The sequence below is a fragment of the Methylobacterium soli genome (assembly GCF_008806385.1).
GTDB lineage: Bacteria > Pseudomonadota > Alphaproteobacteria > Rhizobiales > Beijerinckiaceae > Methylobacterium > Methylobacterium soli.
This window is the reverse complement of record NZ_VZZK01000011.1, coordinates 84,673-111,234: the sequence shown is the minus strand read 5'-3', so window position 1 is coordinate 111,234 and position 26,562 is coordinate 84,673. Positions and strand designations below refer to the sequence as shown.

26 protein-coding genes and 1 other RNA gene are annotated in these 26,562 nt (G+C 68.3%); 16 read left to right on the top strand and 11 right to left on the bottom strand.

The annotated features are described in order from the left end of the window. Positions 1 to 2: 2 nt before the first annotated feature. A complete protein-coding gene (flgG, locus tag F6X53_RS12950; RefSeq protein ID WP_151000439.1) occupies positions 3 to 794 on the bottom strand; it encodes a flagellar basal-body rod protein FlgG in 792 nt (263 codons plus the stop codon). A gap of 30 nt (positions 795 to 824) precedes the next feature. After that, a complete protein-coding gene (gene flgF, locus F6X53_RS12945) occupies positions 825 to 1,565 on the bottom strand; it encodes a flagellar basal-body rod protein FlgF (RefSeq protein WP_151000438.1) in 741 nt (246 codons plus the stop codon). A gap of 264 nt (positions 1,566 to 1,829) precedes the next feature. Here flgF and fliL point away from each other — a divergent pair, with 264 nt between their 5' ends. Genes fliL through F6X53_RS12925 form a run of 4 tightly spaced genes read left to right on the top strand, consistent with a single transcriptional unit; the run spans position 1,830 to position 4,941 of the window. Beyond that, positions 1,830 to 2,336, top strand: coding sequence for a flagellar basal body-associated protein FliL (fliL, locus tag F6X53_RS12940; RefSeq protein ID WP_151000437.1), 507 nt, complete (start codon positions 1,830 to 1,832; stop codon positions 2,334 to 2,336). 18 nt (positions 2,337 to 2,354) lie between these two features. Then, a complete protein-coding gene (fliM, locus tag F6X53_RS12935) occupies positions 2,355 to 3,572 on the top strand; it encodes a flagellar motor switch protein FliM (protein WP_191970820.1) in 1,218 nt (405 codons plus the stop codon). 20 nt (positions 3,573 to 3,592) lie between these two features. Then, positions 3,593 to 4,081 carry a DUF6468 domain-containing protein gene (locus F6X53_RS12930; protein ID WP_151000435.1) on the top strand — a complete coding sequence of 163 codons (489 nt, stop codon included), beginning with the start codon at positions 3,593 to 3,595 and terminating at the stop codon, positions 4,079 to 4,081. Beyond that, complete coding sequence (locus tag F6X53_RS12925) at positions 4,078 to 4,941, top strand: hypothetical protein (protein WP_244965562.1); 864 nt, start codon at positions 4,078 to 4,080, stop codon at positions 4,939 to 4,941. Before F6X53_RS12930 ends, F6X53_RS12925 begins: the two co-directional genes overlap by 4 nt. A gap of 34 nt (positions 4,942 to 4,975) precedes the next feature. Here F6X53_RS12925 and F6X53_RS12920 read toward each other — a convergent pair whose 3' ends face one another. Continuing rightward, positions 4,976 to 5,527: a GNAT family N-acetyltransferase gene (locus F6X53_RS12920; RefSeq protein ID WP_151000434.1), complete on the bottom strand. Its 552-nt coding sequence runs from the start codon at positions 5,525 to 5,527 to the stop codon at positions 4,976 to 4,978. Between the two features lie 160 nt (positions 5,528 to 5,687). After that, positions 5,688 to 6,854 (bottom strand): type III PLP-dependent enzyme, encoded by a 1,167-nt coding sequence (locus F6X53_RS12915; RefSeq protein ID WP_151000433.1) that lies wholly within the window; start codon positions 6,852 to 6,854, stop codon positions 5,688 to 5,690. Between the two features lie 697 nt (positions 6,855 to 7,551). Here F6X53_RS12915 and F6X53_RS12910 point away from each other — a divergent pair. Together F6X53_RS12910 and F6X53_RS12905 are read left to right on the top strand one after the other, a co-directional pair. Next, positions 7,552 to 9,165, top strand: a complete 1,614-nt coding sequence (locus tag F6X53_RS12910) for a glucan biosynthesis protein G (protein ID WP_151000432.1) — start codon at positions 7,552 to 7,554, stop codon at positions 9,163 to 9,165. Next, positions 9,162 to 9,698 carry a GNAT family N-acetyltransferase gene (locus F6X53_RS12905; protein ID WP_191970819.1) on the top strand — a complete coding sequence of 179 codons (537 nt, stop codon included), beginning with the start codon at positions 9,162 to 9,164 and terminating at the stop codon, positions 9,696 to 9,698. The genes F6X53_RS12910 and F6X53_RS12905 overlap by 4 nt, the downstream gene beginning before the upstream one ends. Before the next feature lie 42 nt (positions 9,699 to 9,740). Here F6X53_RS12905 and F6X53_RS12900 read toward each other — a convergent pair whose 3' ends face one another. Beyond that, a complete protein-coding gene (locus tag F6X53_RS12900; protein ID WP_151000431.1) occupies positions 9,741 to 9,980 on the bottom strand; it encodes a hypothetical protein in 240 nt (79 codons plus the stop codon). 230 nt (positions 9,981 to 10,210) lie between these two features. Between F6X53_RS12900 and F6X53_RS12895 the strand changes: the two genes are divergently transcribed. The 3 genes from F6X53_RS12895 (at position 10,211) to glcF (ending at position 14,410) form a co-directional block, all read left to right on the top strand. Further along, a complete protein-coding gene (locus F6X53_RS12895) occupies positions 10,211 to 11,653 on the top strand; it encodes a lipopolysaccharide biosynthesis protein (RefSeq protein ID WP_151000430.1) in 1,443 nt (480 codons plus the stop codon). 95 nt (positions 11,654 to 11,748) lie between these two features. Next, on the top strand, positions 11,749 to 12,939 hold the full coding sequence (locus F6X53_RS12890; RefSeq protein WP_151000429.1) for an FAD-binding protein: 1,191 nt from the start codon (positions 11,749 to 11,751) through the stop codon (positions 12,937 to 12,939). A gap of 127 nt (positions 12,940 to 13,066) precedes the next feature. Beyond that, entirely contained in the window at positions 13,067 to 14,410 is a 1,344-nt protein-coding gene (glcF, locus tag F6X53_RS12885) for a glycolate oxidase subunit GlcF (RefSeq protein WP_151000428.1), read from the top strand. Positions 14,411 to 14,452: 42 nt separating this feature from the next. Here glcF and F6X53_RS12880 read toward each other — a convergent pair whose 3' ends face one another. The 3 genes from F6X53_RS12880 to fumC form a co-directional block, all read right to left on the bottom strand. After that, positions 14,453 to 14,674, bottom strand: coding sequence for a ribbon-helix-helix domain-containing protein (locus tag F6X53_RS12880; protein WP_151000427.1), 222 nt, complete (start codon positions 14,672 to 14,674; stop codon positions 14,453 to 14,455). Further along, on the bottom strand, positions 14,671 to 14,862 hold the full coding sequence (locus F6X53_RS12875; protein ID WP_151000426.1) for a DUF4169 family protein: 192 nt from the start codon (positions 14,860 to 14,862) through the stop codon (positions 14,671 to 14,673). The genes F6X53_RS12880 and F6X53_RS12875 overlap by 4 nt, the downstream gene beginning before the upstream one ends. A gap of 74 nt (positions 14,863 to 14,936) precedes the next feature. After that, a complete protein-coding gene (gene fumC, locus F6X53_RS12870) occupies positions 14,937 to 16,352 on the bottom strand; it encodes a class II fumarate hydratase (RefSeq protein ID WP_151000425.1) in 1,416 nt (471 codons plus the stop codon). Positions 16,353 to 16,480: 128 nt separating this feature from the next. Here fumC and F6X53_RS12865 point away from each other — a divergent pair, with 128 nt between their 5' ends. Further along, positions 16,481 to 17,872, top strand: a complete 1,392-nt coding sequence (locus tag F6X53_RS12865) for a cytochrome P450 (protein WP_151000424.1) — start codon at positions 16,481 to 16,483, stop codon at positions 17,870 to 17,872. 306 nt (positions 17,873 to 18,178) lie between these two features. Here F6X53_RS12865 and F6X53_RS12860 read toward each other — a convergent pair whose 3' ends face one another. Next, positions 18,179 to 18,820 (bottom strand): SspB family protein, encoded by a 642-nt coding sequence (locus tag F6X53_RS12860; RefSeq protein ID WP_151000423.1) that lies wholly within the window; start codon positions 18,818 to 18,820, stop codon positions 18,179 to 18,181. A 72-nt stretch (positions 18,821 to 18,892) separates the two neighbouring features. After that, positions 18,893 to 19,148: a transfer-messenger RNA gene (gene ssrA / locus F6X53_RS33975) on the bottom strand. A gap of 15 nt (positions 19,149 to 19,163) precedes the next feature. Between ssrA and F6X53_RS12855 the strand changes: the two genes are divergently transcribed. The 6 genes from F6X53_RS12855 to F6X53_RS12830 all read left to right on the top strand — a co-directional run bounded on the left by F6X53_RS12855 (position 19,164) and on the right by F6X53_RS12830 (position 25,490). Beyond that, the gene (locus tag F6X53_RS12855; protein ID WP_151000422.1) at positions 19,164 to 19,961 is read left to right on the top strand and encodes a CPBP family intramembrane glutamic endopeptidase; all 798 of its coding nucleotides are present in this window, start codon (positions 19,164 to 19,166) and stop codon (positions 19,959 to 19,961) included. An 87-nt stretch (positions 19,962 to 20,048) separates the two neighbouring features. Continuing rightward, positions 20,049 to 20,843: a thymidylate synthase gene (locus tag F6X53_RS12850; protein ID WP_151000421.1), complete on the top strand. Its 795-nt coding sequence runs from the start codon at positions 20,049 to 20,051 to the stop codon at positions 20,841 to 20,843. 53 nt (positions 20,844 to 20,896) lie between these two features. Further along, positions 20,897 to 21,388 (top strand): dihydrofolate reductase, encoded by a 492-nt coding sequence (locus F6X53_RS12845; RefSeq protein WP_151000420.1) that lies wholly within the window; start codon positions 20,897 to 20,899, stop codon positions 21,386 to 21,388. A 281-nt stretch (positions 21,389 to 21,669) separates the two neighbouring features. Next, positions 21,670 to 22,833, top strand: a complete 1,164-nt coding sequence (hflK, locus tag F6X53_RS12840; RefSeq protein WP_151000419.1) for an FtsH protease activity modulator HflK — start codon at positions 21,670 to 21,672, stop codon at positions 22,831 to 22,833. Next, positions 22,830 to 23,792, top strand: coding sequence for a protease modulator HflC (hflC, locus tag F6X53_RS12835; protein WP_151000418.1), 963 nt, complete (start codon positions 22,830 to 22,832; stop codon positions 23,790 to 23,792). The genes hflK and hflC overlap by 4 nt, the downstream gene beginning before the upstream one ends. A 165-nt stretch (positions 23,793 to 23,957) precedes the next feature. Then, entirely contained in the window at positions 23,958 to 25,490 is a 1,533-nt protein-coding gene (locus F6X53_RS12830; RefSeq protein ID WP_151000417.1) for a Do family serine endopeptidase, read from the top strand. 165 nt (positions 25,491 to 25,655) lie between these two features. Here F6X53_RS12830 and serB read toward each other — a convergent pair whose 3' ends face one another. After that, a complete protein-coding gene (gene serB, locus F6X53_RS12825) occupies positions 25,656 to 26,558 on the bottom strand; it encodes a phosphoserine phosphatase SerB (protein WP_151000416.1) in 903 nt (300 codons plus the stop codon). Positions 26,559 to 26,562 lie beyond the last annotated feature (4 nt).

Genomic DNA, 26,562 nt, shown 5'->3' with positions numbered 1-26,562 from the left:
CGTTAGCTGCGGAACATCTGGGAGGTGGTGGAGAGCATCTGGTCGGCCGCCGTGACGACCTTCGAGTTCATCTCGTAGGCACGCTGCGCGGCGATCAGGGAGGAGATCTCCGTGACGGCGTTCACGTTCGCCTCTTCGAGGTAGGATTGCTGCAGGTTGCCGAAGCCCTCCGCGCCCGGCAGCCCGCTGATGGCGGGGCCGGAGGCCGCGGTCTCGACGAAGAGGTTGTCGCCGATCGATTCGAGGCCGACCTTGTTGACGAAGCGGGCGAGCTGGAATTGTCCGAGCGCCTGCGGGGCCGTCTGCCCGGGAAGCGTCGCCTGCACGGCGCCGGTCGCGCTGATCGTGACGCCGGTGGCGGTGTTCGGCACCGTGATGCCCGGATCGACGAGGTAGCCGTCGCGGGTCACGAGCTGGCCCTGCGCGCTCAGATCGAACGAGCCGTCGCGGGTATAGGCCGTGCGGCCGTCCGGCATCGTCACCCGGAACAGGCCCTCGCCGCGGATCGCGACGTCGTAATCCTTCTCGGTCGAGGTCAGCGTGCCCTGCGACATGATGCGGGCGGTCGAGACCGTCTTCACGCCGGAGCCGAGGGCGAGGCCGGCGGGAAGCTGCGTGTTCTGGTCCGAGGTCGAGGAGCCGGAACGGCGCAGGTTCTGGTAGAGGAGATCCTGGAAATGCGCCTGCTGCCGTTTGTAGCCGGTGGTGCGCAGGTTCGCGATGTTGTTCGAGATGACCTGGACGTTGAGTTCCTGGGCCGCCATGCCGGTGGCTGCGGCGTAGAGCGCGCGCATCGGTGCTTATCCTCGTTCCGGGGGCGGGGCTCAGGCGACGTCGGCGAGGCGGCGGATCGCCGTGCCCCGCATGTCGTCGAGCCGGGAGATCATGCTGGAGACCATCGTGTAGCTGCGGTTCACGTCCATGAGCCGGGTCATCTCCACGACGGGGCGGATGTTGGAGCGCTCGAGGGCGCCGGATTCGAGCCGGCCCGCGATGCCGGCGGGCTGCGGCTGGGCGGTCGCGGAATAGAGGTTCGCGCCCTCGTTCTTCAGCTGCTGCGGGTTGGCGAAGGTGACGAGGCGGATCCGGCCGCGCACCCCGAGACTGGTCGAGATCGTGCCGTCCGGTCCGATCGCGACGCCGGTCTCCTGGGGGCCGAGCGTGATGGCGCCGGCCTCGCCCTGCACGGCGTGCCCGTCGCTCGTCACGAGGTTGCCCCGCGCGTCGAGCTCGAAGGCGCCGTTGCGGGTGTAGCGCAGGCCCTGTGGCGTCTGGACCGTCAGGAAGGCCTCGCCGCGCAGGGCCACGTGCAGCGGATTGCCGGTCTGCTCGATCGCGCCCTGAGCGAGGTCGAGGGTGGTGCCCTGGTCGATCACGTAGGAGACGCGGCGATCGCGGGCCTGAAACGAATCGGCGCTCGCCACCGGCATCAGGTATTCCTGAAACCGCGCGTTGCGGCCCTTGAACCCCGTGGTCGAGACATTCGCCATGTTGTTGGCGATGACGTCGAGCTCGCGCTGCAGCGCGACCTGGCTCGAGACTCCGATGAACAGGGCATTTTGCATCTGAGAACTCATCCGACGCGGGCAGCGTCGTTAACGTCATCCGCATCCGGCGTGCCAGATCGCGAAAACCTGGTTTCAGAAGCAATTTCAAGGATTTAGAAAAATACCCCGGACCCGTCTCGGCCGCGCAGGAACGCGCAGGCGGCAAAGTCGACCCGGCAGATCTTGCCGGCTTAACGCGGCGTTAACCGTACGAACCGATACCTCTTCGGGCAAGGACGCCGCATTCCGCGCGGCTCTTCCGGTATCCTGGGTTGCGCCACCATGGCCAAGAAGCCGAAGAAGGCCCCCGCTGAAGGCGAGGGCGGCGAGGTCGAGGCTCCGAAGAGCAAGAAGAAGCTCGTCATCATCCTGGCGGCGGTGCTGCTCCTCGGCGGCGGCGGAGGCGGCGGCTTCTTCCTGATGAAGAAGAAGGCCGCGTCCCATGCCGAGGGCGACCATGTCGAGGACGTGAAGAAGCCGGTGGTCTTCCTCGACGTGCGCGAGATGATCCTCAACCTCACGCCTGAACTCGGCCAGGAGAAGGCGCGCTTTGCCAAGCTCCGCATCTCGCTGGAGCTGAAGGACGCGAAGGTCGAGAGCGAGGTGAAGCCGCTGATGCCCCGCGTCGAGGACACCGTTCAGGTCTACATGCGCGAGTTGCGCGCGAGCGACCTCTCGGGCTCGATGGGCCTCTACCGGCTGCGCGAGGAATTGCTGCGCCGGGTGAACCTCGCGCTCTACCCGGCCAAGGCCGAGGCGGTCCTCTTCAAGGACGTGATCATCCAGTAGCGGATTGTCGAGACGATCATGGAACCCGACGACCCGAGCATGGACGACGATTGGTCCGCGGCACTCCTCGAACAGACCGGGGAGGGCGGCGGCGACGCCTCGCTCGCCGAGGAATGGGGCGCGGCCCTCGCCGAGCAGGGCACCACCCGCAATGCCAGCGACGTCGCCGCCGAATGGGCGACGATGATCGAGGACGGGGAGTCCGACAATCTCCCCGAGCTCGCCGGCAACGACCGGATCCTGAACCAGGACGAGATCGACGGCGTCCTGGGGTTCTCGCTGCGCGAGCTCTCGGCCTCGGGGGCAGGCGGCGTCCGGGCCATCGTCGATTCGGGCGTCGTCCAGTACGAACGCCTGCCGATGCTCGAGATCGTCTTCGACCGGATGATCCGGTTGTTGTCGACGAGCCTGCGCAACTTCTTCCAGGATAACGTCGAGGTCACCCTCGACAACATCACCTCGGTTCGCTTCGGCGATTACCTCAACGCCATCCCGCTGCCGACGCTGCTCGGCGTGTTCCGGGCGGATGCCTGGGAGAATTCCGGCCTCGTCACCGTCGAGTCGAACCTCGCCTACTCCACCCTCGACCTGTTGCTCGGGGGCAAGCGCGGCGGCTCGTCGAGCCGCCTCGACGGGCGCCCCTTCACGACGATCGAGATGCAGCTCGTCCGGCGCCTCGTCGAGATCATCCTGGGCGACCTCGAGATGTCGTTCCAGCCGCTCTCGCCGGTGCGCTTCCTGATCGACCGGATCGAGACGAACCCGCGCTTCGCCACCATCACCCGGCCGGCGAATGCCGCGATCCTGATCGGCCTGCGCCTCGACATGGACGGGCGCGGCGGCCTCCTGCAGATCCTGTTCCCCTACGCCACGATCGAGCCGATCCGTGAACTGCTGATGCAGAGCTTCATGGGCGAGAAGCTCGGCCGCGACCATGTCTGGGAAGGCCACCTCGCCACCGAGATCTGGCAGGCGGACGTGGCGATGGAGGCGGTCCTCCACGAGATGATGCTGCCGTTGAAGCGGGTGATGTCCCTGAAGGTCGGCGACACCCTGATGTTCGACGCCAAGCCCAGCGACCTGATCACCGTCCGCTGCGGCGACTGGGCCCTGACGCAGGGGCGCATCGGCCGGGTCGACGACAACATCGCCGTCAAGGTGACGCGGCCGCTGCGCCGCTCCCGAACCACGCTCCAGGCCTTCGAGGCCTCGATGAACAACCGGAACGACGGGTAGCGTCGGATGAGTGCCCCGCAATGAGTGTCCTGATCACACTTCTCGCCGACATCCTCGTGGCCGTGCTCCTCGTCGCCACGATCGTGTCCTCGGTGCGCCTGTCGCGGAAGATCGCCGTGATGAAGGGCGACGAGGCGGCGCTCCGCCAGACGATCGGCGACCTGATGGTGGCGAGCAACACCGCCGAGCGGGCGATTGCGGGCCTGCGCAGCGCCCTCGACGAGTGCGACCGGACGCTTGCCGAGCGCCTCGGCACCGCCGAGCGCTACGCCGCCGACATCGCCGCGCAGGTCCAGGCCGGGGAGGGCGTGCTGGCCCGCATCGGCGCCATCGTGTCCGAGATGGGCAGCGCCCGCCCGGCCCCCGTCCGGACCGCGCCGGAGCCCGCGATCGCCGCGCCGCCGCCGGCCCCCGCGAGCCCGAACGGCGAGCGCCTCGGCGCCGCCGCGGCCGCGGCCCTGGCCATGTCCGAGCGCGCCCTGAGCCGCGTCCGGAGCCGGGCCGCATGAGCGAGGCGCCGAAGATCGCTGCCGCGAATGCTGCCGCGCCCGCCAGCAAGACCACCGCCCTCGGCCGGTCCCGCAAGCGCCCGCCCCGGCCGCTGAAGCTGCGCCTGATCGATGCCGTGACCCTGGCCGCCGCCGGCCTCCTGGTCCTGAAGCTCTCGACCCTCCTGGTCGAGCCGCCGCGATCCGAGGCGGAGCTGCCGGATTTCGCCCGCGTCCTCGCCAAGGCCCGCACCGGCTACGAGATCCCGGACCCGACCACCACCGGCTCGGTCAACCCGAAGGAGCCCGAGAAGCCCGCCGAGATGCGCAAGCCGGAGCCGGCCCCGGTCCAGGCCCCGGTCCAGGCCCCGGTCCAGGCCATGCCGGAATCCGCCTCCCCGACCGAGCGGGCGCTGCTGGAGAAGCTCGGCGCCCGGCGCGAGGCCTTGAAGCAGCGCGGCCAGGATCTCGACCTGCGCGAGCAGGTGCTCGGCGAGGCCGAGCGCAAGCTCGAGGGCGGCGTCAGCGACCTCAAACAGGCCGAGGACAAGGCCGATGCGGGGGGCAGCAAGAAGGCCGAGGCCGAGAAGGCGGGCCTGCGCAACATCGTCACCATGTACGAGACCATGAAGCCGAAGGACGCCGCGCGCGTCTTCGACCGGCTCCACCACGACGTGCTGGTGCCGATCGTGCTGGCCATGAATCCCCGCAAGATGGCGGAGGTTCTCGCCGTGATGCAGCCGGACACCGCCGAGAAGCTCACGGTCGCCCTCGCCAACCGCGCTCGCGGCGTCACCGGCCCGCAGGCGCAGGCGAGTGCCGGCCCGGGCCTGCCGCCGAACGAGCTCCCGGCGATCGACCCGGCGGCTCCCCCGCGCTGACCCGGTTCACGCCGGCGATCCGAGGGGCCGGCGCTCAGGCGGCTTGTCGTCGTGCCTCGGCCGCGAAGTCCGGGACGGCCTCGTCCAGGGCCGGAAGGCCGCTGGCCCGCACGAGGCCCCTGGCGTCCGCGAGGGCGCCCGCGCGCAATTCGAGCCCGAGGAAGCGCTCGCGCGCGAACGGTCCCGGCAGGTACAGCCCCTCGGCCACGCCCTGCGAGAACCCGAACCGGGCGTAGTAGGGCGCGTCGCCCACGAGCAGCACGGCGCCGTGGCCGAGCGCCTCGGCCCGGCCGAGGGCCGCGTGCATCATCACCTTGCCGAGGCCCTGGCCCTGCAGCGACGGGTCGACCGCCAGCGGTCCGAGCAGCAACGCGGCGCCGGCCGCGCCCGCCTCGACGGGCCACAGGCGCACGGTGCCGACGAGGCGGCCGCCGCGGGTCGCGGTGAGCGCCAGCCGGCGGGCCGGACGGCGCCCCTCGCGCAGGCGCTCCGACGTCTTGGCAAAGCGCGAGGGTCCGAAGCACGCATCCAGCAGGCGCTCGCGCGCCGGGACGTCGACAGCATGCTCGTCGCGGATCTGGATCACGGCCGTACCCTTCCCAACACCCGAGATGGGAGAAGCGACAGCCCTCGCACCGGTCTCCCCATGAGGCCGGCCGTCCGGGATGGATGAGGCTGAGGGGCGCAGGGAATGCGCCAGGTCCGGACGAGGTTCCCGTCCGGACCGTTTCACCGCGCGAGCGTCGTCAGATCACGATCTGCTCGAGGGGCGGGAAGCCGTTGAAGGCCACCGCCGCGTAGGTGGTCGTGTAGGCGCCCGCGCCCTCGATGAGCACCTTCTCGCCGATCGAGAGGGAGACCGGCAGAGGATAGTGGTTCTTCTCGTAGAGCACGTCCGCCGAATCGCAGGTCGGGCCGGCGAGCACGCAGGGCGCCATCCGGTCGTCATCGTGATCCGTGCGGATCGCGTAACGGATCGACTCGTCCATCGTCTCGGCGAGGCCGCCGAACTTGCCGATGTCGAGATAGACCCAGCGCACCTCGTCCTCCGCGTCCGACTTCTTCGAGACGAGCACCACCTCGGCCTCGATGATGCCGGCGTTTCCGACCATGCCGCGCCCGGGCTCGATGATCGTCTCGGGCAGGCGGTTGCCGAAATGCTTGGTCAGCGCCCGGAAGATCGCGTCGCCGTAGGATTCCACGCCGGGCACCGCCTTGAGGTACTTGGTCGGGAAGCCGCCGCCGAGATTGACCATCTGCAGGCCGATGCCGCGCAGCGCGCATTCCTGGAAGATCATGGAGGCGGAGGCGAGGGCCCCGTCCCAGGCTTCCGTGTTGCCCTGCTGCGAGCCGACATGGAATGACACGCCGTAGGCGGTCAGCCCCTGCCGGTGGGCGTGCTCCAGCACGCCGATCGCCATCTCGGGCACGCACCCGAACTTGCGCGAGAGCGGCCACTCGGCGCCCGCGCCGTCGCAGAGGATGCGGCAGAACACCTGCACGTCCCCGGCATCGAGGCCGGCGGCCTCGGCAGCGCGCACGATCTTCTCGACCTCGGCCTCGCAATCGACGGCGAAGAGGCGCACGCCGAGCTTGAGGGCGCGGGTGATGCAGCGCTCCTTCTTGATGGTGTTGCCGAACGAGATCCGGTCGGCGGTGGCACCGGCGGCGAGCGCCATCTCGATCTCGACCACGGAGGCCGTGTCGAAGCAGGAGCCCATCTCGGCGAGCAGGCGCAGCACCTCGGAGGCCGGGTTCGCCTTGACGGCGTAGAACACGCGGGTGTCCGGCAGGGCGCGGGCGAAGGCGGTGTAGTTGTCGCGCACGACATCGAGGTCGAGGACCATCACCGGGCCCTCGTCACGGCCGAGGTCGCGGCGTGCGCGCAGGAAGTCGCGGATGCGATCGGTCATGAACGTCCCCACCATAGGTTCGCAGGCGCCCTTCACGGGACGCGATGTCGAATTCGAGCGATCCGAACGGATCGCCGGCGTCAGGGGGCGATGCGACGCGACGACCGGCGCGCTTTGGAGACGCGACGGGCATTGCGGGCGCAGAGCACCCGGAAGCTGCCTTGGATTGGTAGGGGGAACCCCAACCGCACTGCGGGCAAAGAGAAACAAGCCTCTTCGGTGCCGGCCTTTGGAGGGCCGACGAGACCAAAAAAGCCCGTTCGTCGTTGCTTTAAGCTGCGTCCCCCGTGGAGAGCGGGGTTCGCCGGTTTCGCCTCCGGCTGCCGGTTGTTGTCGGGGTCCGGTGTTGCCACCTGGATGCCGGCCGGAGGGAATCCACCCTGTCGACCATCGATCCTTTAAGACCCCTGGCGGCTGTCCGGCAGTTGGCCGGATGCCCACCAACCGACACGCGGCCACAGGCACGTGCGAAATTGGGCAAGGCGCATATACGTCCGGACCCTGTCGGTCACAAGGGGAAACCGCGCGGCGACACACCGGAATCGCCGGACTTTCCCACAATTGTTGCACAAACGCCGCGACACCCCGCGGGAAGGCTTTCCAAGCCTCGCCGAAGCGCGCATCTGACCCTGCCGGCCGGGGGCGCTGCCCCGGTCCGGCATCGCCGCCCCCGTTCGTCCGAGCCCTGACGAGGATCATGACCGACCCAACCCGCCGCGCCGTCGTCTCGGGCCTTGCAGCGACGGGCCTCGCCGCAACGGGGGGCGCCGCCGCCCTGATGCCGATGCCGGCTCTCGCCGAGCCCGAGGGACGCAACACCGAGCCCTTCGGCCTGGAGGCGGTGGACCGCCGGGCGCGCGACCTCGCGAAGGTTCCGTTCGACCCGCGCGAGCCGGCATTGCCGGCACCCCTCAGCGCCCTCGATTACGACGCCTGGCGCGACATCCGCTTTCGGCCGGCCAAGGCCTTTCTGGGCGCGGAGGGCAGCCCGTTCCGGCTCCAGCTGTTCCATCTCGGCTTCCTCTACCGGCGCCCCGTCACCGTGAACCTCGTCCGCGGCGGCGTCGCGACCTCGATCCCGTATCAGGCGAGCCTCTTCGATTTCGGCCGGACGCGGCTCGACAAGCCGCTTCCCGTCGATCTCGGCTTCGCGGGGATCCGCCTGCACACCAATCTCAACAAGCCGAACGTGCTGGACGAACTGATCGCGTTCGTGGGCGCGAGCTATTACCGCGTCCTCGGCCGCGACCAGCTCTACGGCCTCTCGGCGCGGGGCCTCGCGGTCAATGTCGAGGGGGCCGGGGGCCCGGAGGAGTTCCCGTTCTTCCGCGAATTCTGGGTCGAGGTGCCCGGCAAGGCGGCGGAAGCCTGCATCGTCTACGCGCTTCTCGACAGCCCCTCGGTGACGGGCGCCTATCGCTTCACGGTCCGGCCGGGCGACGAGACGGTTGTCTCGGTCGAGGCCAATCTGCATCCCCGTCGGGATCTGGAGGGGGTCGGCCTCGCGCCGCTCACGTCGATGTACTTCATCGGCGAGAACGACCGGGCCTTCTCGGACGATTACCGGCCCGAATTGCACGATTCCGACGGTCTGCTGATGGCGGCCGGCAGCGGCGAGTGGATCTGGCGCCCCCTCGACAATCCGCCGAGCCGACGCATCTCGAGCTTCGCCGACACGAACCCGAAGGGTTTCGGGTTGATGCAGCGCGACCGCAACTTCGCGGATTATCAGGATCTCGAGGCCAGCTATCACCGGCGCCCGAGCTACTTCGTCGAGACGGTGGGCGATTGGGGTGAGGGCAGCGTCGTCCTGATGGAATTGCCGACGAACACGGAGACCGGCGACAACATCGTGGCGTGGTGGCGCCCCCGGCAGCCCTACCGGGCGGGCGAACCGGTCTCGATCGCCTATCGGGTCCGGGCCATGGCGGCGGGTCCGCGCCTCCACGGCGGCGCGTTCGTGGCCAATACCTACCTGGTCGGCGCGGCCGCGAGCGGGGCGGCCCCGGCAAACGATCCGCGCGCCGTCTCACCCGGCGAGAGCCTGAGCCGGCGCTTCCTCATCGACTTCACCGGGGGCGACCTCGCCTATTATATGCCGGACCCGGCCCTCATCGAGGTCGTGGCAAGCACCGGGCAGGGACAGATCGTGGCCACCTCCATCACGCCCAATCCGCACATCGCGGGCTTTCGCGCGGCGATCGACGTGCGCCTCGACCGGCCCGGGCAGGCGACCGATCTCAGGGCCTATCTCAGAACCGGAAACCGCACCCTGTCCGAGACCTGGACCTATCCCTGGGCCGCAGCGTGAGCGCGGCGGCGGCAGAGCTTCTGCCCATCGTCACCTTGCGCGAGGCGCAACGCGGGGATCTCGATGCCCTCGTGGCCCTGGAGCACGCGGCCTTCGCGAGCGACCGGGCCGAGCGGCGCGCGATCCGCCACGCCATCACGTCGCCCTCGATGACGCTCGTGGTCGCGCTCGTGGACGAGGCTTCCGCCGCGCCCGTGCTGGTCGGCGCCGCGACCATCGAGCGCCGGCGCGGCAGCCGCAGCGCGCGCCTGTCCTCGATCGCGGTCTCGCCCGCCCGGGCGGGGCTCGGCCTTGGGGGGCGCCTGCTCGATGCGGCGGAAGCCGAGGCGCGCCGGCACGGCTGCACAAGGCTGCGGCTCGAGGTCCGCGCCGATAACGGGGCCGGCATCCGCCTCTACGAGCGGCGCGGCTATGTCCGGTTCGCGGTCCGGCCGGATTACTACGAGGACGGGATGGAAGCCTGGCGCTACGAGAAGGACCTCGGGAAGGCCGGCGACGGCACCGCGACGCGCGGGAGCGCGCGTCGCACCTGACGAGACCGGCCTTCCACGAAGACGCTCCTACCGTCTTGAGCCTTAGTCGCAGGATTCCTTGGTGACGGTCTTCTTGTCACCGTACTCGTTCGTCTTCGACACCGTCTTCGAGGCGCAGCCGTCGCCGGATTCGCGGGTCTCGACGGTCTTTCTCTCGGTCGCGGGACGATCGACCACGACGGCGTCGGGCGCGTCGCGACGGATCACCGTGGTCTCGGCGCTCGCCGTCTGGGCGCCCAGGACCGTCATCAGGGCTGCGGCTGCCAGGAACGTATTGCGCATGGTGTCCTCCAATCTGTGGTTGAATCTGCGCTAAGAACGGCAACCCTGGCAGTACAGTTCCGGACCTTTTCGCCCGCCGAGCACGAATATCGCGACGCCGCTCGACCCCGGGGGATGAGGCGCGGCCCCGCCATCGTGCGGCCCGATTAGGGGATTCTTACCGCCCCGACCGCTACGACGTCACTTCCGCCCGCGCCGCGCCGACGAGGGACGCTCGCTGAAGGCTCACCATGGCTGTCATCGCCGCCTTTGTGCTCAATGCCGGGCTGAACTTCATCCTCGGCCTGATCATCGCCAAGCTGCTCGGCCCCGCCGATTTCGGCCGGTTCGCGCTCGCGACCGCGGGGGCGATCGTCCTCAACACCCTGCTGTTCGAGTGGCTGCGCCTGTCGGCGACCCGGTTCTATTCGGGCCGCGTGCGCGCCGACGAGCCCTGGATCCGGCACGGCCTCGACCGCGCCTACGCGGTCATCGCCACCGTCCTGCTGGCCGAAGCCCTCCTCTGCGCCGGCTTCGGCATCGAGGCGGGGCCCGAGAGCCGCGGGGCGCTCCTGGCCGGCACGGCGCTGGCCGCCCTCGGCATCGGCGTCTTCGATTTCCACGCCGCGCTCGCCCGCGCCCGCTTCGATGGCGGCCTCTATTTCCGCCTCGTCGCCCTCAAGAACGTCATCAGCTTCGCCGCCATGGCGGCGACCGCGTGGTACCTGCCGCAGCCCACCTACGTGCTCGTGGCCTTCGCGGTCTCGCAGGTCGTCACCGTCTTCCTGCTGCGCCACCCCTTGCGCGACCCGGCAACGCCGGTGGTGCGGGTGCGGCTGCGCGAGACGTGGCGCCTGTTCCTGCTCTACGGCCTTCCCCTGATCGCCGCGAACGCGATCTACCAGCTCATGCCCTTTCTCAACCGCGGCACCATCGCGGCGCAGGCGGGCTTCGCCGAGGCCGGCTATTTCGCGCTCGCGGCCGACGTCACCTCCCGCAGCCTCTCGACGCTCGGCACCGCCCTCGACCTGCTTCTGTTCCAGCTCGCCGTCCAGGCCGAGGAGCATCGCGGCCGCGCGGCGGCCGAGCGGCAGGTCGCCGACAACGCCGCGATCGTGGTGGCGCTGCTGCTGCCCTGCGCGGTCGGGTTCTGGGCCGTGCTGCCGGCGCTCCAGGCCCTCGTGGTCCCGGAGGCCTATCGCGGCCCCTTCGCCCTCTATGCCGCCCTGTTGATCCCGGGCCTGTTCTGCCTCGCGCTGATGAACTTCGCCCTCAATCCGATCTTCCAGATCCGGCGGCGCACCGTGCCGGTGATCGCCGCCGCGGTGATCGGCCTCGCGGGCAACGGGATCGGCCTCCTGATCCTGCCGCCCCTCGTGGGAGCGGCCGGCATCGCGCTCGCGCAGACGCTCGGCCTCGCGCTCGCCTTCGCGTGGCTGGCCTTGCGGGCGCTGACCGGGCCGGAGCCGCTCCGGCTGCCCTGGCGGAGCCTCGGGGGCGCGGGGGCGGCGAGCCTCGTGATGGGCCTCGCGCTGACGCCCCTGCGCCATTGCGAGCCCGTCACCGCGCTCGCGGTCTCGGTGCCCCTCGGGATGGTGCTCTACGGCAGTCTCGTCTGGCTCTTCGACATCGCGGGGCTGCGCAGCATGGTGGCGCTCCACCTGCGGCGCGCCGAGCCCGCTCTCGCCGAATAGGTGGCCTCCCGCCGCTTGAAACCGACGGGCAAACCCGCATGATCCTGGCACAAAGGGGGGGCCGCACGGGCTCACCCCGCCACGGGCAGGAAACGATGCGTTCATATGAACCGACCGGCGAGGACGAGGCGGCGGGCATGGTCCGCGAGGCCGCGGGCCGGACCGAGCCCCTGCGCCTCGTCGGCGCCGACACCAAGGCCGGGATCGGCCGGCCCGCGCAGGACGCCGCCACCCTGACCGTGCGGGGCCTCTCCGGCATCACCCTGTACGAGCCCGCCGAGATGGTGGTGGCCGCCCGCGCCGGCACCGCGCTCGCCGAGGTTCAGGCCCTCCTGGCCGCGCGCGGCCAGATGCTGCCCTTCGAGCCCATGGACCACCGCCGCCTGATGGGCTCTTCCGGGGAGCCGACCTTCGGGGCGGTGGCGGCGGCCAACAATTCCGGGCCCCGGCGCATCAATGCGGGCGCGGCGCGCGACAGCCTGATCGGCGTCCGCTTCGTCAACGGGCGCGGCGAGGTGATCAAGTCCGGCGGGCGCGTGATGAAGAACGTCACCGGCCTCGACCTCGTGAAGCTGATGGCGGGCTCCTGGGGGACGCTCGGCCTGCTCACCGAGGTGACCTTCAAGGTCCTGCCCGTCCAGGAGCGCGTCGCCACCCTGGCGTTCTCCGGCCTCGACGACGCCCGCGCCGTCGAGGCGCTGAGCGCCGCCCTCGGCTCCCCCTTCGAGCTCACCGGCGCCGCGCACCTGCCGGCCGGAATCGGCGGCCCCGAGGCCCGGACGCTGATGCGCCTCGAGGGCTTCGCCGAGTCCATCGATTACCGGGCGGGCGAATTGCGTCGCCTGCTCAAGCGCTTCGGCCTGCCCGAGATCGTCGAGGGCGAGGCGGGCGCCGCCCTCTGGCGGGGCATTCGCGACGTCGAAGCCTTCGCGGGCGGCGCGGAGGCCGTCTGGCGGATCTCGACAGCCCCGGTCAGGGGCGCCGCATTGGCGGCCGAGATCGCCCGCGCCCGTGCGGCCCGCTGGTACTACGATTGGGGCGGCGGCCTGATCTGGCTCGCGACCGAGGCCGAGGCCGAGGGCGATGCCGGCGCCGGCGCGATCCGGGCGGCGCTCGCCGCGCAGGGCGGCCACGCGACGCTGATTCGCGCGCCCGATCCCGTCCGCGCCGCGGTGCCGGTCTTCCAGCCCCTGGCCGAGCCCCTGATGCGGGTGACGCGGGGCCTCAAGGCCGCGCATGACCCGAAGGGGCTATTCAACCCCGGCCGCCTCTACGCGGGCATCTGAAAGGCGGGGCTGCGCGACGATCCCGCATGCCCAACGCCACTTGCTTCGGTATAATTGCTTTAATTCGAAGGAAGCGCGGCCCGGGGGGAGGTTCTTCCGCCCCGACGGCCGGGCCGAGGAAACGATCGTGCAAACCAATTTCAGCCTGGCGCAGCTCGCCGACCCCGCCATGGCGGCCTCCGAGAAGATCCTGCGCACCTGCGTCCATTGCGGCTTCTGCACCGCCACCTGCCCGACCTACCTGCTGCTCGGCGACGAGCTCGACAGCCCGCGCGGGCGCATCTACCTGATCAAGGACATGCTGGAGGGCAACAAGCCCGCAAGCGCGGAGGTGGTGAAGCATGTCGACCGCTGCCTCTCCTGCCTCTCCTGCATGACCACCTGTCCGTCCGGGGTGCATTACATGCACCTCGTCGACCATGCCCGCACGCATATCGAGAAAACCCATGCGCGGCGCGGCGACGACCGCTTCCTGCGGGCGCTCCTGGCCTTCGTCCTGCCCTATCCGGAGCGGTTCCGCCTCGCGCTCCTCGGCGCCAGACTCGGCCGGCCCTTCCGGTCGCTGGCGGCGCGGCTGCCGCGCGTCGGCAACCGGCTCGCCGCGATGCTCGACCTCGCCCCCGCGACGCTGCCGATCCGCGACCCGACGAACCGGCCCGGCCTGTTCCCGCCGGCCTCGGGCCCCCGGCGCGGCCGGGTCGCGCTCCTGCGCGGCTGCGCCCAGAGCGTGCTGCGCCCGGACTTCAACGCGGCGGCGATCAGGCTGCTCAACCGCCACGGCGTCGAGGTGGTGCAGCCGAAGGGGGAGGGCTGCTGCGGGGCGCTCACCCACCACATGGGCAAGGAGGCCACCGCCCACGCCCAGGCCCGGCGCACCATCGATGCCTGGATCGCAGAGATGGACGGTCCCGGCCTCGACGCCATCGTGGTGACGGCTTCGGGCTGCGGCACCACGATCAAGGATTACGGCTTCATGTTCCGCGACGATCCCGCCTATGCCGACAAGGCGGCGCGGGTCTCGGCCATCGCCCGCGACATCACCGAATACGTGGCGAGCCTCGGCCTCGACGCCTCCGTGGTCGAGAGCGACCTCGTGGTCGCCTACCATTCGGCCTGCTCGATGCAGCACGGCCAGGGCATCCGCACCGAGCCGAAGAACCTGCTCAAGCGCGCGGGCTTCACCGTGAAGGACGTGCCCGAGGGCCATATCTGCTGCGGCTCGGCGGGCACCTACAACATCCTGCAGCCCGAGATCGCCGAGCGCCTGCGCGCCCGCAAGGTCGCCAATATCGAGCGGATGCGGCCGGACCTGATCGCCACCGGCAATATCGGCTGCGCGACGCAGATCGGGAAGGGCACGAACCTCCCCATCGTCCACACGGTGGAACTGCTCGACTGGGCCACCGGCGGCCCGATGCCGGCGGCGCTCGAAGGCGTGAGGCCGCGCGACGCCCTGATGGCGGCGGAGTAGGGCACACGCCGCCTCTCCCGAACAGGAGCGGAGGTGCTTCAGCTAAGGCGCCATCCCGCGCACCGCCTCCAGCACGAACACTCGGATCGCCGAGGACAGGTTCTGCTCGGCCCGCCCCGCATCGATCGTCCCGATCAGCGCCTGGACGGATTGGCCCCGCGCGGCCGCGATCTCCCGGAGGGCCCGCCAGAACGGCTCCTCCAGGGAGACGCTGGTCCGGTGTCCCGCGATCATCACCGATCGCTTGACGATGCCCGCGCTCATGCCTCCGGGTCGTCGCCCTTCAGGCGGTGGCCCTCGTGGCGCGCGGCTTCCAGGGCCTTGCGGGTCTCCGCCAGGGTCCTGGCCTTCTTCGGGCGGCCGAAGGCGATTCGGTTCTCGGCCGCCTTCTCGTCCTTGGCGGCGCGCTCGCGCGCCTTGCGGACCTGACGCAGGTTGATGATCTCGGCCATGCCTGCCTCCTCTCCTGGCCCGGCGGCCTGCCGGGCTCGGCGCGGATTAAAAACCGCGCCGGCGGATGCTGCCCCTATTCGGCGCTCGGCGCCAGCATGTCCTCCGGGCGCACGACCCGGTCGAACTCGGCTTCCGTGACATGGCCGAGGCGCAGGGCCTCCTGCTTCAGGGTGGTGCCGTTCTTGTGCGCCGTCTTGGCGATCTCGGCGGCCTTGTCGTAGCCGATCGAGGGCGCCAGCGCGGTCACGAGCATCAGCGACCGGCTCATCAGGTCGGCGATCCGGTCCTCGTTGGCCTTGATGCCGACGACGCAATTGTCGGCGAAGCTCACCGCCGCGTCGGCGAGGAGCCGCACCGATTGCAGCACCGCGTTGGCGATGACGGGCTTGAACACGTTCAGCTCGAAATGGCCCTGGCTCCCCGCGAAGGCGACCGTGGTGCCGTTGCCGATCACCTGCGTGCAGACCATCGTCAGCGCCTCGCACTGGGTCGGGTTGACCTTGCCGGGCATGATCGAGGAGCCGGGCTCGTTCTCGGGGAGCGACAGCTCGCCGAGGCCGGAGCGCGGGCCCGATGCCAGGAGGCGGATATCCTGCGCGATCTTGAACAGGCCCGAGGCGAGGGCCGCCAGCGCGCCCTGCGTGAAGACCAGGGCGTCATGGGTCGCGAGCGCCTCGAACTTGTTCTCCGCGGAGGTGAACGGCAATCCGGTCAGCTCGGCCGTCTTGGCGGCGAAGGCCTCGGCGAATCTCGGATGCGCGTTCAGCCCGGTGCCGACGGCGGTGCCCCCCTGCGCCAGCGCCAGCACGCCGGGCAAAGTCGCGGCGATCCGGGCGCCGCCGAGCGCCACCTGCTGCGCGTAGCCGGAGAATTCCTGCCCGAGGGTCACGGGCGTCGCATCCTGCAGGTGCGTCCGGCCGATCTTCACGATGCTCTCGAAGGCCTTGGCCTTGGCATCCAGCGCCCCGTGCAGATGCGTCAGCGCCGGCATCAGCCGGTCCTGGATCTCGCGCGCGACCGCGATGTGCATGGCGGTCGGGAAGGTGTCGTTCGAGGATTGGCCCCGGTTGCAATGGTCGTTCGGGTGCACCGGCGACTTGCCGCCGCGCTGGCCCCCGAGCCGCTCGTTGGCGAGGCTCGCGATGACCTCGTTGGCATTCATGTTGGACTGGGTGCCCGAACCCGTCTGCCAGACTACGAGCGGGAACTCGTCGTCGTACCGCCCGGCCACGACCTCGGCCGCCGAGGCCGCGATGGCGTCGGCGATCCTGGGCTCGAGGGCCCCCAGATCCTTGTTCACCAGGGCGGCGGCCTGCTTGACGAGGCCGAGCGCGTGGACGAGCGGCGCGGGCATGCGCTCCGTGCCGATCTTGAAGTTCTGGATCGAGCGCTGCGTCTGGGCACCCCAGTACCGGTGGGCCGGTACCTCGATCGGCCCGAACGTATCGGATTCCGTGCGGGTGGCTGTCTCGGTGGGCTGCGGCGACATCGTGGCCTCTACGTCTGGGAACAAGCGGACCCTACTTACGGCAGGGATACGCAAATCGCGATGGCGCTTTTCCCGGCGTCTGACAAACGGCGCGGCCTGTCGCTGCACCCGCTGAGAATGGCGCCTCGATGCTCACCACTCCGATTTCCCCCGTCGCCGACCGCTTCCGCCCCAAGGTTCCGGCCCCCTTGCGCGAGCCGATGGGGTTGTTCGCCTTCCTCAAGGCGGCGCGCGCCAACCCGATCACGACTTGGATGGAGGACCATTTCAGGGCGCCCGTGGTGGCCGGCGACGGTGCCATGGGGCGGATCACCGTGGTGAGCGACCCGGACCTGATCCGCTATCTCTTCGTCGAGAATGCCAAGAACTATCGCAAGGACGATCTTCAGCGACGCGTGCTGGCGCCCGGCCTCGGCAACGGATTGCTGACGGCGGAAGACGAGGAATGGCGGCTGCAGCGGCGTACCCTGGCGCCGATCTTCTCGGTCCGGAACGTCGCGAGCTTCACCGATCCGATGAACGGGGCGGGCGCCCGCATCGCCCGGCGCCTGCGCCGCCGCGACGGCAAGCGCGTCGACGTCGCGCTCGAGATGACCCGCGTCACCCTCGACGTCCTGGAACGGACGATCTTCACGCAGGGCCTGCCGAGCGACCCAGACGCCCTCGGCCGCGCGATCACCCGGTTCCTCGAGGCGGTCGGACCGATCGATCCCCTCGACGTCTTCGGCTTCCCGTCCTTCGTGCCCCGGATCGGGCGCCTGCGGGCGCGCCCGGCGATCCGGTTCTTCGCCGAAATCGTCGACGCGCTGATCGATCGCCGCCGGACCCTCATGCAGAAGGGCGAGGCGCCCCAGGACCTGCTCACGCTCCTCCTCGCCGCGCAGGACCCCGAGACCGGCAAGGGCCTGACCGACCTGGAGGTGAAGGCGAACATCGTCACCTTCATCGCGGCCGGACACGAGACCACCGCGGTCGCCCTGACCTGGGCGCTCTATTGCCTGTCGCAGGACGAGGCCGCGCGGGACCGCCTCGAGCGCGAGGTCGACGCGGCCGCGACGGAATCGGGACATTTCGCCCTCGACGCTCTGCCCTTCACCAAGGCGGTGATCGAGGAGACCATGCGGCTGTTTCCGCCGGTGCCGTTCCTGAGCCGGCAGGCCCGCGCGGACGACCGGATCGGGCGCATCAAGATCCCGCGCGGCTCGATCGTGATGGTGGCCCCCTACGTGCTCCACCGGCACGCGACCTTGTGGGAGGATCCGGCCGCCTTCATGCCGGAGCGCTTCCTCGGCGAGGCCCGCGCGGAGATTCCCCGCTTCGCCTATCTGCCGTTCGGCGCCGGGCCGCGCATCTGCATCGGGCAGAGCTTCTCGGTCCAGGAAGCCGTGATCGTGCTCGCCCACCTGGTGCACGCCATGCGCTTCAGCCTGCCCGCGGACCATCCACCGGTGACCCCGCTCCACCGGGTGACGCTGCGGCCGGAGCACGGCCTGCGGATGGATGCACAAGCGCGCTACTGAGGGCCGCCGCTCGAGTGCATCGCTCGGAGATCCGGCGCGTCGGGGGTGCCCGCCATCGCGAAGGCCGGGCGTGCAAAGGCTGAAGACCACGCACCGGCATTCCGGCCGTCTGGCTTGGCGCGGGCGACGAGAAGGCCCGCAGGTTCGGCGATTGGCGGAGGATGGGCCGAGAGCTGGCGAGATGCCGGCCCGGCACCGTGAGGCCATCGCGACGCGCAGTGCTCCGCGATAGCCCGGCGTGACGCGCCCGCCCGACCAGATCCGGCCGGAATCGTCGCGCCGCGGACGGCCGAGCGGCCTTCGCGGTCAGCTCTTCTTGCGGAACGCGTCCAGGCTGACGACCTCGGCACCGCTCTCGGGCGCCTCCGGCTCGCCGTCCTTCTTGGCGGCGGGACGCGGCGGGACCTTCGCCTCCTCGCTGGCGGCGCCGTTCTGGGCGACCGGCAGGGCCGGCACCGCCTTCGGCACGTTGCTGCCGATGGCGGCGAGGCCGGTGCTGCGCGGCTTGGTCTCGCTCGGCTCGGAAGCGGCGCCCCGCGGACCGGACTTTGCCGGCGCCGGCGCCTCTTCCTCGTCCGGCAATTCCGCGCCGTCGCTCAGGTCGAACTTGAGGCCGAACTGAACCGAGGGATCGAAGAAGCCCGTCAACGCATCGAAGGGAACGAGCAGGCGCTCCGGGACGCCCGAGAACGACAAGCCCACCTCGAAGGTATGCTCGGTGACGCTGAGATCCCAGAACTGGTGCTGCAGGACAATGGTCATGTCCTGTGGGTACTTCTCCCGGAGCCGCTGCGACATGCGCACGCCGGGCGCTTCGGTCCGAAACGAGACGTAGAAATGGTGCTCCCCCGCCAGCCCGTCGCGCGCCGCGTCGGTCAGCACCTTGCGGACGACGCCGCGGAGGGCATCCTGCACCAAGAGATCGTAACGGATCAGATCGTCTGCCATCGGCCGTCGCTTTGCCCGGGGCTGCCCGCCGGCAGAGCCGAACCGTCGGACGTTACCGGGTCGTGAAAATCCTGTGAAGGCTTCTGTTGCCAGGCGCCTTCGAACCCCGCCCGCACGATGCTAACCGGCAAGCCCTTCGTTTGGAATGGGGGACCGCCTACGCCGCCGAAGCCCAACGCCGCTGCGTCCAAACGCCCTGGGTATCCGTGGAGGCGCCGGGTACCGTCCCCAGGGCCGATCGGGTTATCTCGAAGAACGTTCATCGCCGTCGCCGGCTGCGAAGCCTGCAAGCGGGAATATAGGGGGGTTCGCGGCGGTTTTGAAGCCCGATCGTGGAGCGCCGATGCGCGATGATGCGGCTGTTGCCCGAAGCGCCCATCCGGCCCGTGCGATCGCCCTCGCGGTGCTGTGGGTCGCGGGCCTCGTCGTCGCGGTCCTCCTCTACCTCGCGGTCGCGAGCCTCCTGGCGATCCTGACGGTCCGGGTCGGGGCCGACCTCCTCGACGGGATCGACCCTTTTCTCGACCAGGCCCTGCGGCCGCCCCTCGGGGCGGCGCGCCTTGCCGGCCGCGAACTCGCCGTCGACATCCTGCGCCAGGTTTTCCTCGCGGTCCTGGTCCTCGGCACGGTGGCTTGGCGCGAGCCGCGGACCTGGCGCCGCCGCCTCGCCCTCGACCGGGCGGAGCCGAACGGCATGCGGGCGCGCCACCTCCTCCTCGTGCTCCTGCTCTGGCCAATCTTCCACATCCTCTGGGTGACGGGCACCGCCGAGGCCTTCGGGGCCGCCTTCGCGCAGGGCGTCCACCTGTCTCCGAGCCTCAGCCGCACGGCGGTCACGGCCTGGCTCGCCTACGTGGTCGTGCTGGCGCCGGGCGCCGAGGAACTCCTGATGCGCGGCGAGATGTTCGCGAGCGCCCGCCGCTTCCTGTCGCCGGCGGCCACGATCCTGGTCACCGCGGCCCTGTTCGCCCTGGCGCATATCTCGGCCTGGGGCTTCGCGCGCCCGGTCTCGCTCCTGCCGCTCGCCCTGATGCTCGGCTGGCTGCGCTGGCGCACCGGGCGCCTCTGGCCCTGCATCGCGCTCCATGGCTGGAGCAATCTCGCCCTCGTCGCCTACGTGCTCTGGCCGGGCACGGCCTGAGCCGGAAGCGGAATCGGGGGATCGTGCTGCGCGTACACCTGTCGTTGAGGTCCGGGCGGGCTAAAGTCCGGCCAGGAGACGAGTTCGATGCAAGCCTACCACCAGTTGCTCCAGCGCATCCTCGACGAGGGCGTGCGCAAGGACGACCGCACCGGAACCGGCACCCTCTCGGTGTTCGGCCACCAGATGCGCTTCGACCTCGCGCGAGGGTTTCCCCTCGTGACGACGAAACGCCTGCATTTGCGCTCAATCGTTCATGAATTGTTCTGGTTCCTCGCCGGCGACACCAATGTCCGGGCGCTTCAGGCGAACGGGGTCAGCATCTGGGATGAATGGGCCGACGCCGAGGGAAATCTCGGTCCCGTCTACGGCAAGCAATGGCGCGCCTGGGACAAGCCCGATGGCGGGACCGTCGATCAAATCGCTTGGGTCGTCAATGAGATACGCCGGAATCCCGACTCGCGCCGCCTCATCGTGAGCGCCTGGAATCCGGCCGATCTCGACAGGATGGCGCTCGCGCCCTGTCATTGCCTGTTCCAGTTCTACGTCGCCGAAGGGCGCCTCTCCTGCCAGCTCTACCAGCGTTCGGCCGACGCGTTCCTGGGCGTGCCCTTCAACATCGCGAGCTACGCCCTGCTCACGGCAATGATCGCACAGGTCACAGATCTCGTGCCGGGAGACTTTGTGCACACCTTCGGCGACGCACATCTTTACGTGAATCATCTGGAGCAGGCGCGACTTCAACTCAGCCGGCCGCCGCGATCACTGCCGCAGCTGCGCCTCAATCCGGCAATCCGCGCCGTGGAAGATTTCCGCTTCGAGGACGTTAACATCGAGGGGTACGATCCCCACCCGTCCATCCCTGCACCGATCGCGGTGTAAGGCACTTTCAGACCGACAGATTTCCTGTTCCTCCCAGCATTCCGCGAGTTTCAATGCCCACGATCACCCTCGTCGCCGCCGTGGCGCAGAACGGCGTCATCGGACGCGACAACGGCCTGATCTGGCACCTTCGCAACGATCTCAAGCGCTTTAAAGCGCTGACAATGGGTAAACCCATCCTCATGGGCCGTAAAACATTTGCATCTTTGGGCAAGCCCCTCCCGGGCCGCCACAACATCGTCCTCACCCGCGACCCCCATTTCGCCGCCCCCGACACCACCATCGTCCATCATTGGGAGGAAGCCTTGATGGCGGCCGGCGAGGCGGAAGAACTCATGGTTGTCGGCGGAGCGGAGATCTACGCACTCGCCCTGCCCAGCGCAGATCGGATCCACCTCACGGAGGTCGAGGGTCGGCCCGAAGGCGACACGCTCTTTCCGGCCTTCGACAGATCTGTCTTCCGTGAGGTCCACCGCGAGGCTCATGGGCCGTCCGAACACGATGAATGTGCCTTCGCCTTCGTCGACCTTGAGCGACAGCGTTAGAAGCCTGGCACGACGTGTCGCGGCAAGCTTTGCCGAAAGCGGGCATGGGACTGGTTGCCATTCGGCGCCCGGGTGCCCAATTCCCCGGAGTGGTAAACCTCGGCGTACCTTGACAGGACTGAGTGGTCCCACTCAGTTGCGCTGCGCCAAGACGGTGCTGCACAACGAATTTTCGGGTGAGGATCAGGCGGTCCCGACCAATCGCGGCGGGACTGTACAGGAGCGGGCGGGCATCGTTGCGGGAACGACCGCCCGGGGGCGAGCAGGAGATATCGGCGAGCATGCCTTGGAGCAATCAGAGCGGCGGCGGCGGCGGTGGGGGAGGACCCTGGGGTCGCGGCAGCGGCAACGGTGGCGGCCCCTGGGGCACCGGCGGCGGCGGCAAGACCCCGCCGGATCTCGAGGATCTGCTTCGGCGCGGTCAGGATCGGCTGCGCGGCGTGATACCGGGCGGCTCGTTCGGTGGTGGCAAGAGCGTGATCGTGATCGGGGCCCTGGCCGTCGGCGTCTGGCTGTTGACCGGCTTCTACACGGTGGCACCAAACCAGGTTGGCATCGAGACGATCTTCGGACGCTATGTCGGCGCCAAGGGTGAGGGCCTGCGCTACAACTTCCCTTATCCGGTCGGGACGGTCATGAAGCCGAATGTCGGCCAGGTGAATTCCATCCAGATCGGCTTCCGTGCGGGCGTCGGCGCGCAGGGGCGCTCGCGCGACATGCCTGAAGAGAGCTTGATGCTCACGGGCGACGAGAACATCGTCGACCTCGATTTCGAGGTGCAGTGGCGCGTCAACCCGCTCAAGGCCTCCGACTACGTTTTCAACCTTCAAAACCCCGAGGGTACGATCAAGGCGATCGCCGAGAGCGCGATGCGCGAGGTCATCGGACGTCGCAACATCCAGGCGATTCTCACCAACGAACAATCGAGCATCGCGCAGGAGGTGAAGGAGATCACCCAAGGCGCCCTCGATGAGTATGGAGCCGGCGTGCGGATCGAGGTGGTGCAGCTTGTCAGCGTGACGCCACCGCCGGAGGTGCGGCCGTCGTTCATCGACGTGAATGCTGCGCAGCAGGACGCAGAGCGGTTGCAGAACGAAGCGAAGACCTACGCCAGCCGCGAGGTCCCGCAGGCCCGAGGCAAGGCTGCGCAAGTCGTCCAAGCCGCAGAGGCTTACAGGACGCAAGCGACCGCCGATGCGACCGGACAGGCGGCGCGATTCCAGCAGGTCTACGACTCCTACAAGACCGCACCGGCCGTCAGCCGGGAGCGCATCTTCCTTGAGACGATGGAAAGGGTCTTCGGTTCGGTGAACAAGGTCATCATCGATCAGAGCGCGACGGGCGGTGCCGCCGGAGCGGCTGCGGGCGTGATCCCGGTTCTTCCTCTAACGGATCACAGCGGACGCAGCGGTTCAGGCCAACAGGCGGGTGGAGCGGCACGATGAACAACCATGCTCTCCGAACCGGCCTCATCGTCATCGCGGCAGCGGTCGTTGTCGCGCTCTATGCGTCCGTTTTCACCGTCGGCCAGATGCAGCAGGCACTCGTGCTGCAATTCGGGCGGGTCCGCGCTGTCTTGAACCAGACCGGGGAAGATCGACCGGGGCTCTACTTCAAGATCCCGTTCGTCGAGAACGTCATCCTGTTCGACAAGCGCGTCCTCGATCTCGACCTGCCTGTCCAAGCCCTGCTCACGGCAGACCGCCAGAATCTGGAGGTGGATGCATTTGCGCGGTATCGCATCATCGATCCACTGCGGTTCTATCAGGCTGTCGGGAACATCGGCCTCGCGAACCAGCGATTGTCGAGCTTCACGAACTCAAGCCTGCGTAACGTTCTCGCACGCTCCACGCGTGACGCCATCGTGAAGACGGATCGCATGCGCCTGATGAACGAGATTCAGGAGGATGTGAATCGTCAAGCCAAGGCGCTCGGCGTGCAGATCGTGGACCTGCGCATGACCCGCGTCGATCTGCCGGCGCAGAACAGCACGGCTGTCTATGAGCGGATGAAGACCGAGCGGAAACGCGAGGCTGCGGATATTCGCGCCAATGGCGAGCAGATCGCCGCCACGATCCGAGCCCGCGCCGATCGCGATGTCACGGTGATCCTGGCGGAGGCAAATCAGAAATCCGAGGAGCTGCGCGGTCAGGGCGATGCCGATCGAAATCGGATCCTTGCGGAAGCCTTTGGGAAGGACCCGGATTTCTTCGCCTTCTATCGTTCGATGCAGGCCTACGAGAACGGGCTCAAGGGTTCAGATACGCGGCTCGTGATCAGCCCGAACTCGGACTTCTTCCGCTACTTCAACGATCCGCAGGGCCGTCAGCCGGCAGCGGGCGCATCGCGCGGGACTGGGGATCCAAGCAATACGACCGACTCAACCACGGGCGCCGCTCGCTGAAGACATAAGGTCCCTGCGGCGGTTCGGCCGAACTGCCGCAGGTTTTTCGGCCTTGAATGGTGATCGCAGCGGCCGATTTATCCGCCAAGCGCGTGCGCGCCATCGTGCGCGCCACGCGGCGAACCGCAGATACAATCCGGGAAACGTTCCTTGAAGAGGTCGACCATGAATCCCGTCGCCACCGCCGTCATGGCGCGACGTCTTCCGGTTCTTCGCGGCCGCGTTCGCTCTGTCCTCGCGGCGGTCGTGATCGGAACCTCTGTGGCATCCGCGAACTTGCCGATGCCTGTTTTCGCAAAGGGGCCGGAATCGCTCGCCGACCTCGCTGATCAGGTCACGGACGCCGTCGTCAACATTTCAGCATCGACGACAGTGGATGCAAAGCCGAGCGCCCGCAGCATGCCGCAGCTTCCGCCAGGCACGCCGTTTGAGGACCTCTTCGAAGAGTTCTTCAATCGCCGGGGGAACAAGGGAAGTGAACGAGGCGAGGGCGAGACACCTCGCCAGCAGCGGAAATCGAACTCTCTCGGTTCCGGGTTCATCATCGATGCGTCGGGCATCGTTGTAACGAATAATCATGTCATCGGCGACGCAAACGATATCCAAGTCATTCTGCACGACGGCACGAAGCTGAAGGCTGAAATCATCGGCAAGGATTCGAAGATTGATCTCGCGGTACTGCGGGTCAAACCAACGGCGGATCGGCCGCTGAAAGCGGTGCCGTTCGGTGACTCCGACAAGATGCGGCCGGGTGATTGGGTGATCGCGATTGGCAACCCGTTCGGCCTTGGCGGATCGGTCTCCGCAGGAATCGTTTCGGCGCGCGGGCGCAACATCGAGTCAGGCCCCTACGACAATTATATCCAGACCGATGCTGCCATCAATAAAGGCAATTCCGGCGGCCCGCTCTTCAACATGGATGGTGAGGTGATCGGCATCAACACTGCGATCCTGTCGCCCACTGGCGGCTCGGTCGGGATCGGCTTCGCAGTTCCGTCGGGTACGGCAAAGCCCGTGATCGATCAGTTGCGGGAATATGGCGAGGTGCGCCGGGGGTGGCTCGGTGTACGCATCCAGAACGTCGATGATGCGACGGCCGAGGCTCTCGGGTTGAAAGGCGGTGCTAAGGGTGCGCTCATTGCCGGTGTCGATGAGAAGGGTCCGGCAAAGACCGCTGGTCTCGAAGTCGGCGATGTCATCGTCAAGTTCAATGGCAACACCGTAAAGGCATCGAGCGACCTACCGCGCATCGTTGCCGCCACGCCCGTGGGCAAGACCGTCGACGTCGTTGTGGTCCGGAAAGGCCAGGAATCGACGAGGCCTGTGACGCTCGGACGGCTTGAGGACAGTGAGAAGCCTCAGCTCGCAAATGCCAAGCAGCCCGAGCCTGAAAGTGCAGTGCGTCAGGCGCTTGGACTTAATCTCTCGGGTATGACGGATGAACTCCGTCGCCGTTTCAGCATCAAGGACACGGTAAAGGGTGTCGTGGTGACCCGTGTCGACCCGAATTCGACGGCCGCCGATAAGCGGATCCAGCCCGGAGAGGTCATCGTGGAGGTCGGGCAGGAAGCAGTCAATGCTCCTTCCGATGTGACCAAGCGCGTGGATGCGTTGAAGAAAGAAGGACGCAAGTCTGTCCTGCTCCTTGTCGCAAGCGCGAGCGGTGATGTGCGTTTTGTCGCAATAGGTTTGGAATAATTCCCAACTATAGACCCGGATGAATATTTAATTTATTGGAGTAATTTTGATTTTCGAATAGGCCCTCGAGCTATCGCTCGAGGGCCTATTACATTTTTCCTGATAGCATTCGCAGTTTTGTTTGATAGGCTTCTTGAATATTTCGACGTTCGAAAAAATCAGGTTCTAGTCGTTGGCTACGAATTCGCTTGCACCGTATCCCTGCAGGTAGAGCAGGGCGGTCAGGTCGCCATGATCGATCCGCACATGTGCAACCTGCGCGACCGCCGGCTTCGCGTGGTAGGCTACCCCGAGCCCAGCTTCGCTGAGCATCGCGAGATCGTTGGCTCCGTCGCCCACCGCGAGAGTCTCGACAGGTCCGATGCCGAGCTGCGCGCGAAGCTCGACCAGCGTGTCGCGTTTCGCGGCTTTGCCAATGATCGGCTCCTCGACTGTCCCCGTTAGATGTCCGTCGGCCACCGAGAGGCGATTGGACCGATCTTCATCGAAGCCGATGCGGCGGCCAATCGGCCCTGTGAACAGCGTGAAGCCCCCGGAGACCAGGCAGGTATGGGCGCCGTGCGCCCGCATCGTTCGCACGAGCGTTGCCCCGCCCGGCGTAAGAGTGAGCCGATCTCGGATTAGATCCTCAATGACCGCCACGGACAGGCCCTTGAGGAGCGCGACGCGTTCACGCAAGGCCGGTTCGAACGCAATCTCACCGCGCATTGCCCGCTCAGTGATGCTCGAGACATGCTGCTTTAAGCCCACGATATCCGCGAGTTCGTCGATGCATTCCTGGGCGATCATGGTTGAATCCATATCGGCCAGAAACAGACGTTTGCGCCGATGTGGACCATGGGGGAGCACGGCGACATCAATGGGCTCATCGACAAACGTGCGGCGCAACCGTTCCGTCAATGCAACTGCGGCCGATGGCTCGCCGGGAACCAATAGTTCCGCGGCAACCTCTCCGTGGAGGATACGGGGCTGGTGCTCCGTCGCCAGCACCGCACGCGCCTCGGCGAGGACCGCGTCGGTGATGGCGGGGCTCGCCTCATTTGCTATCAGTGTCGCGACGAGGGTCATCCGG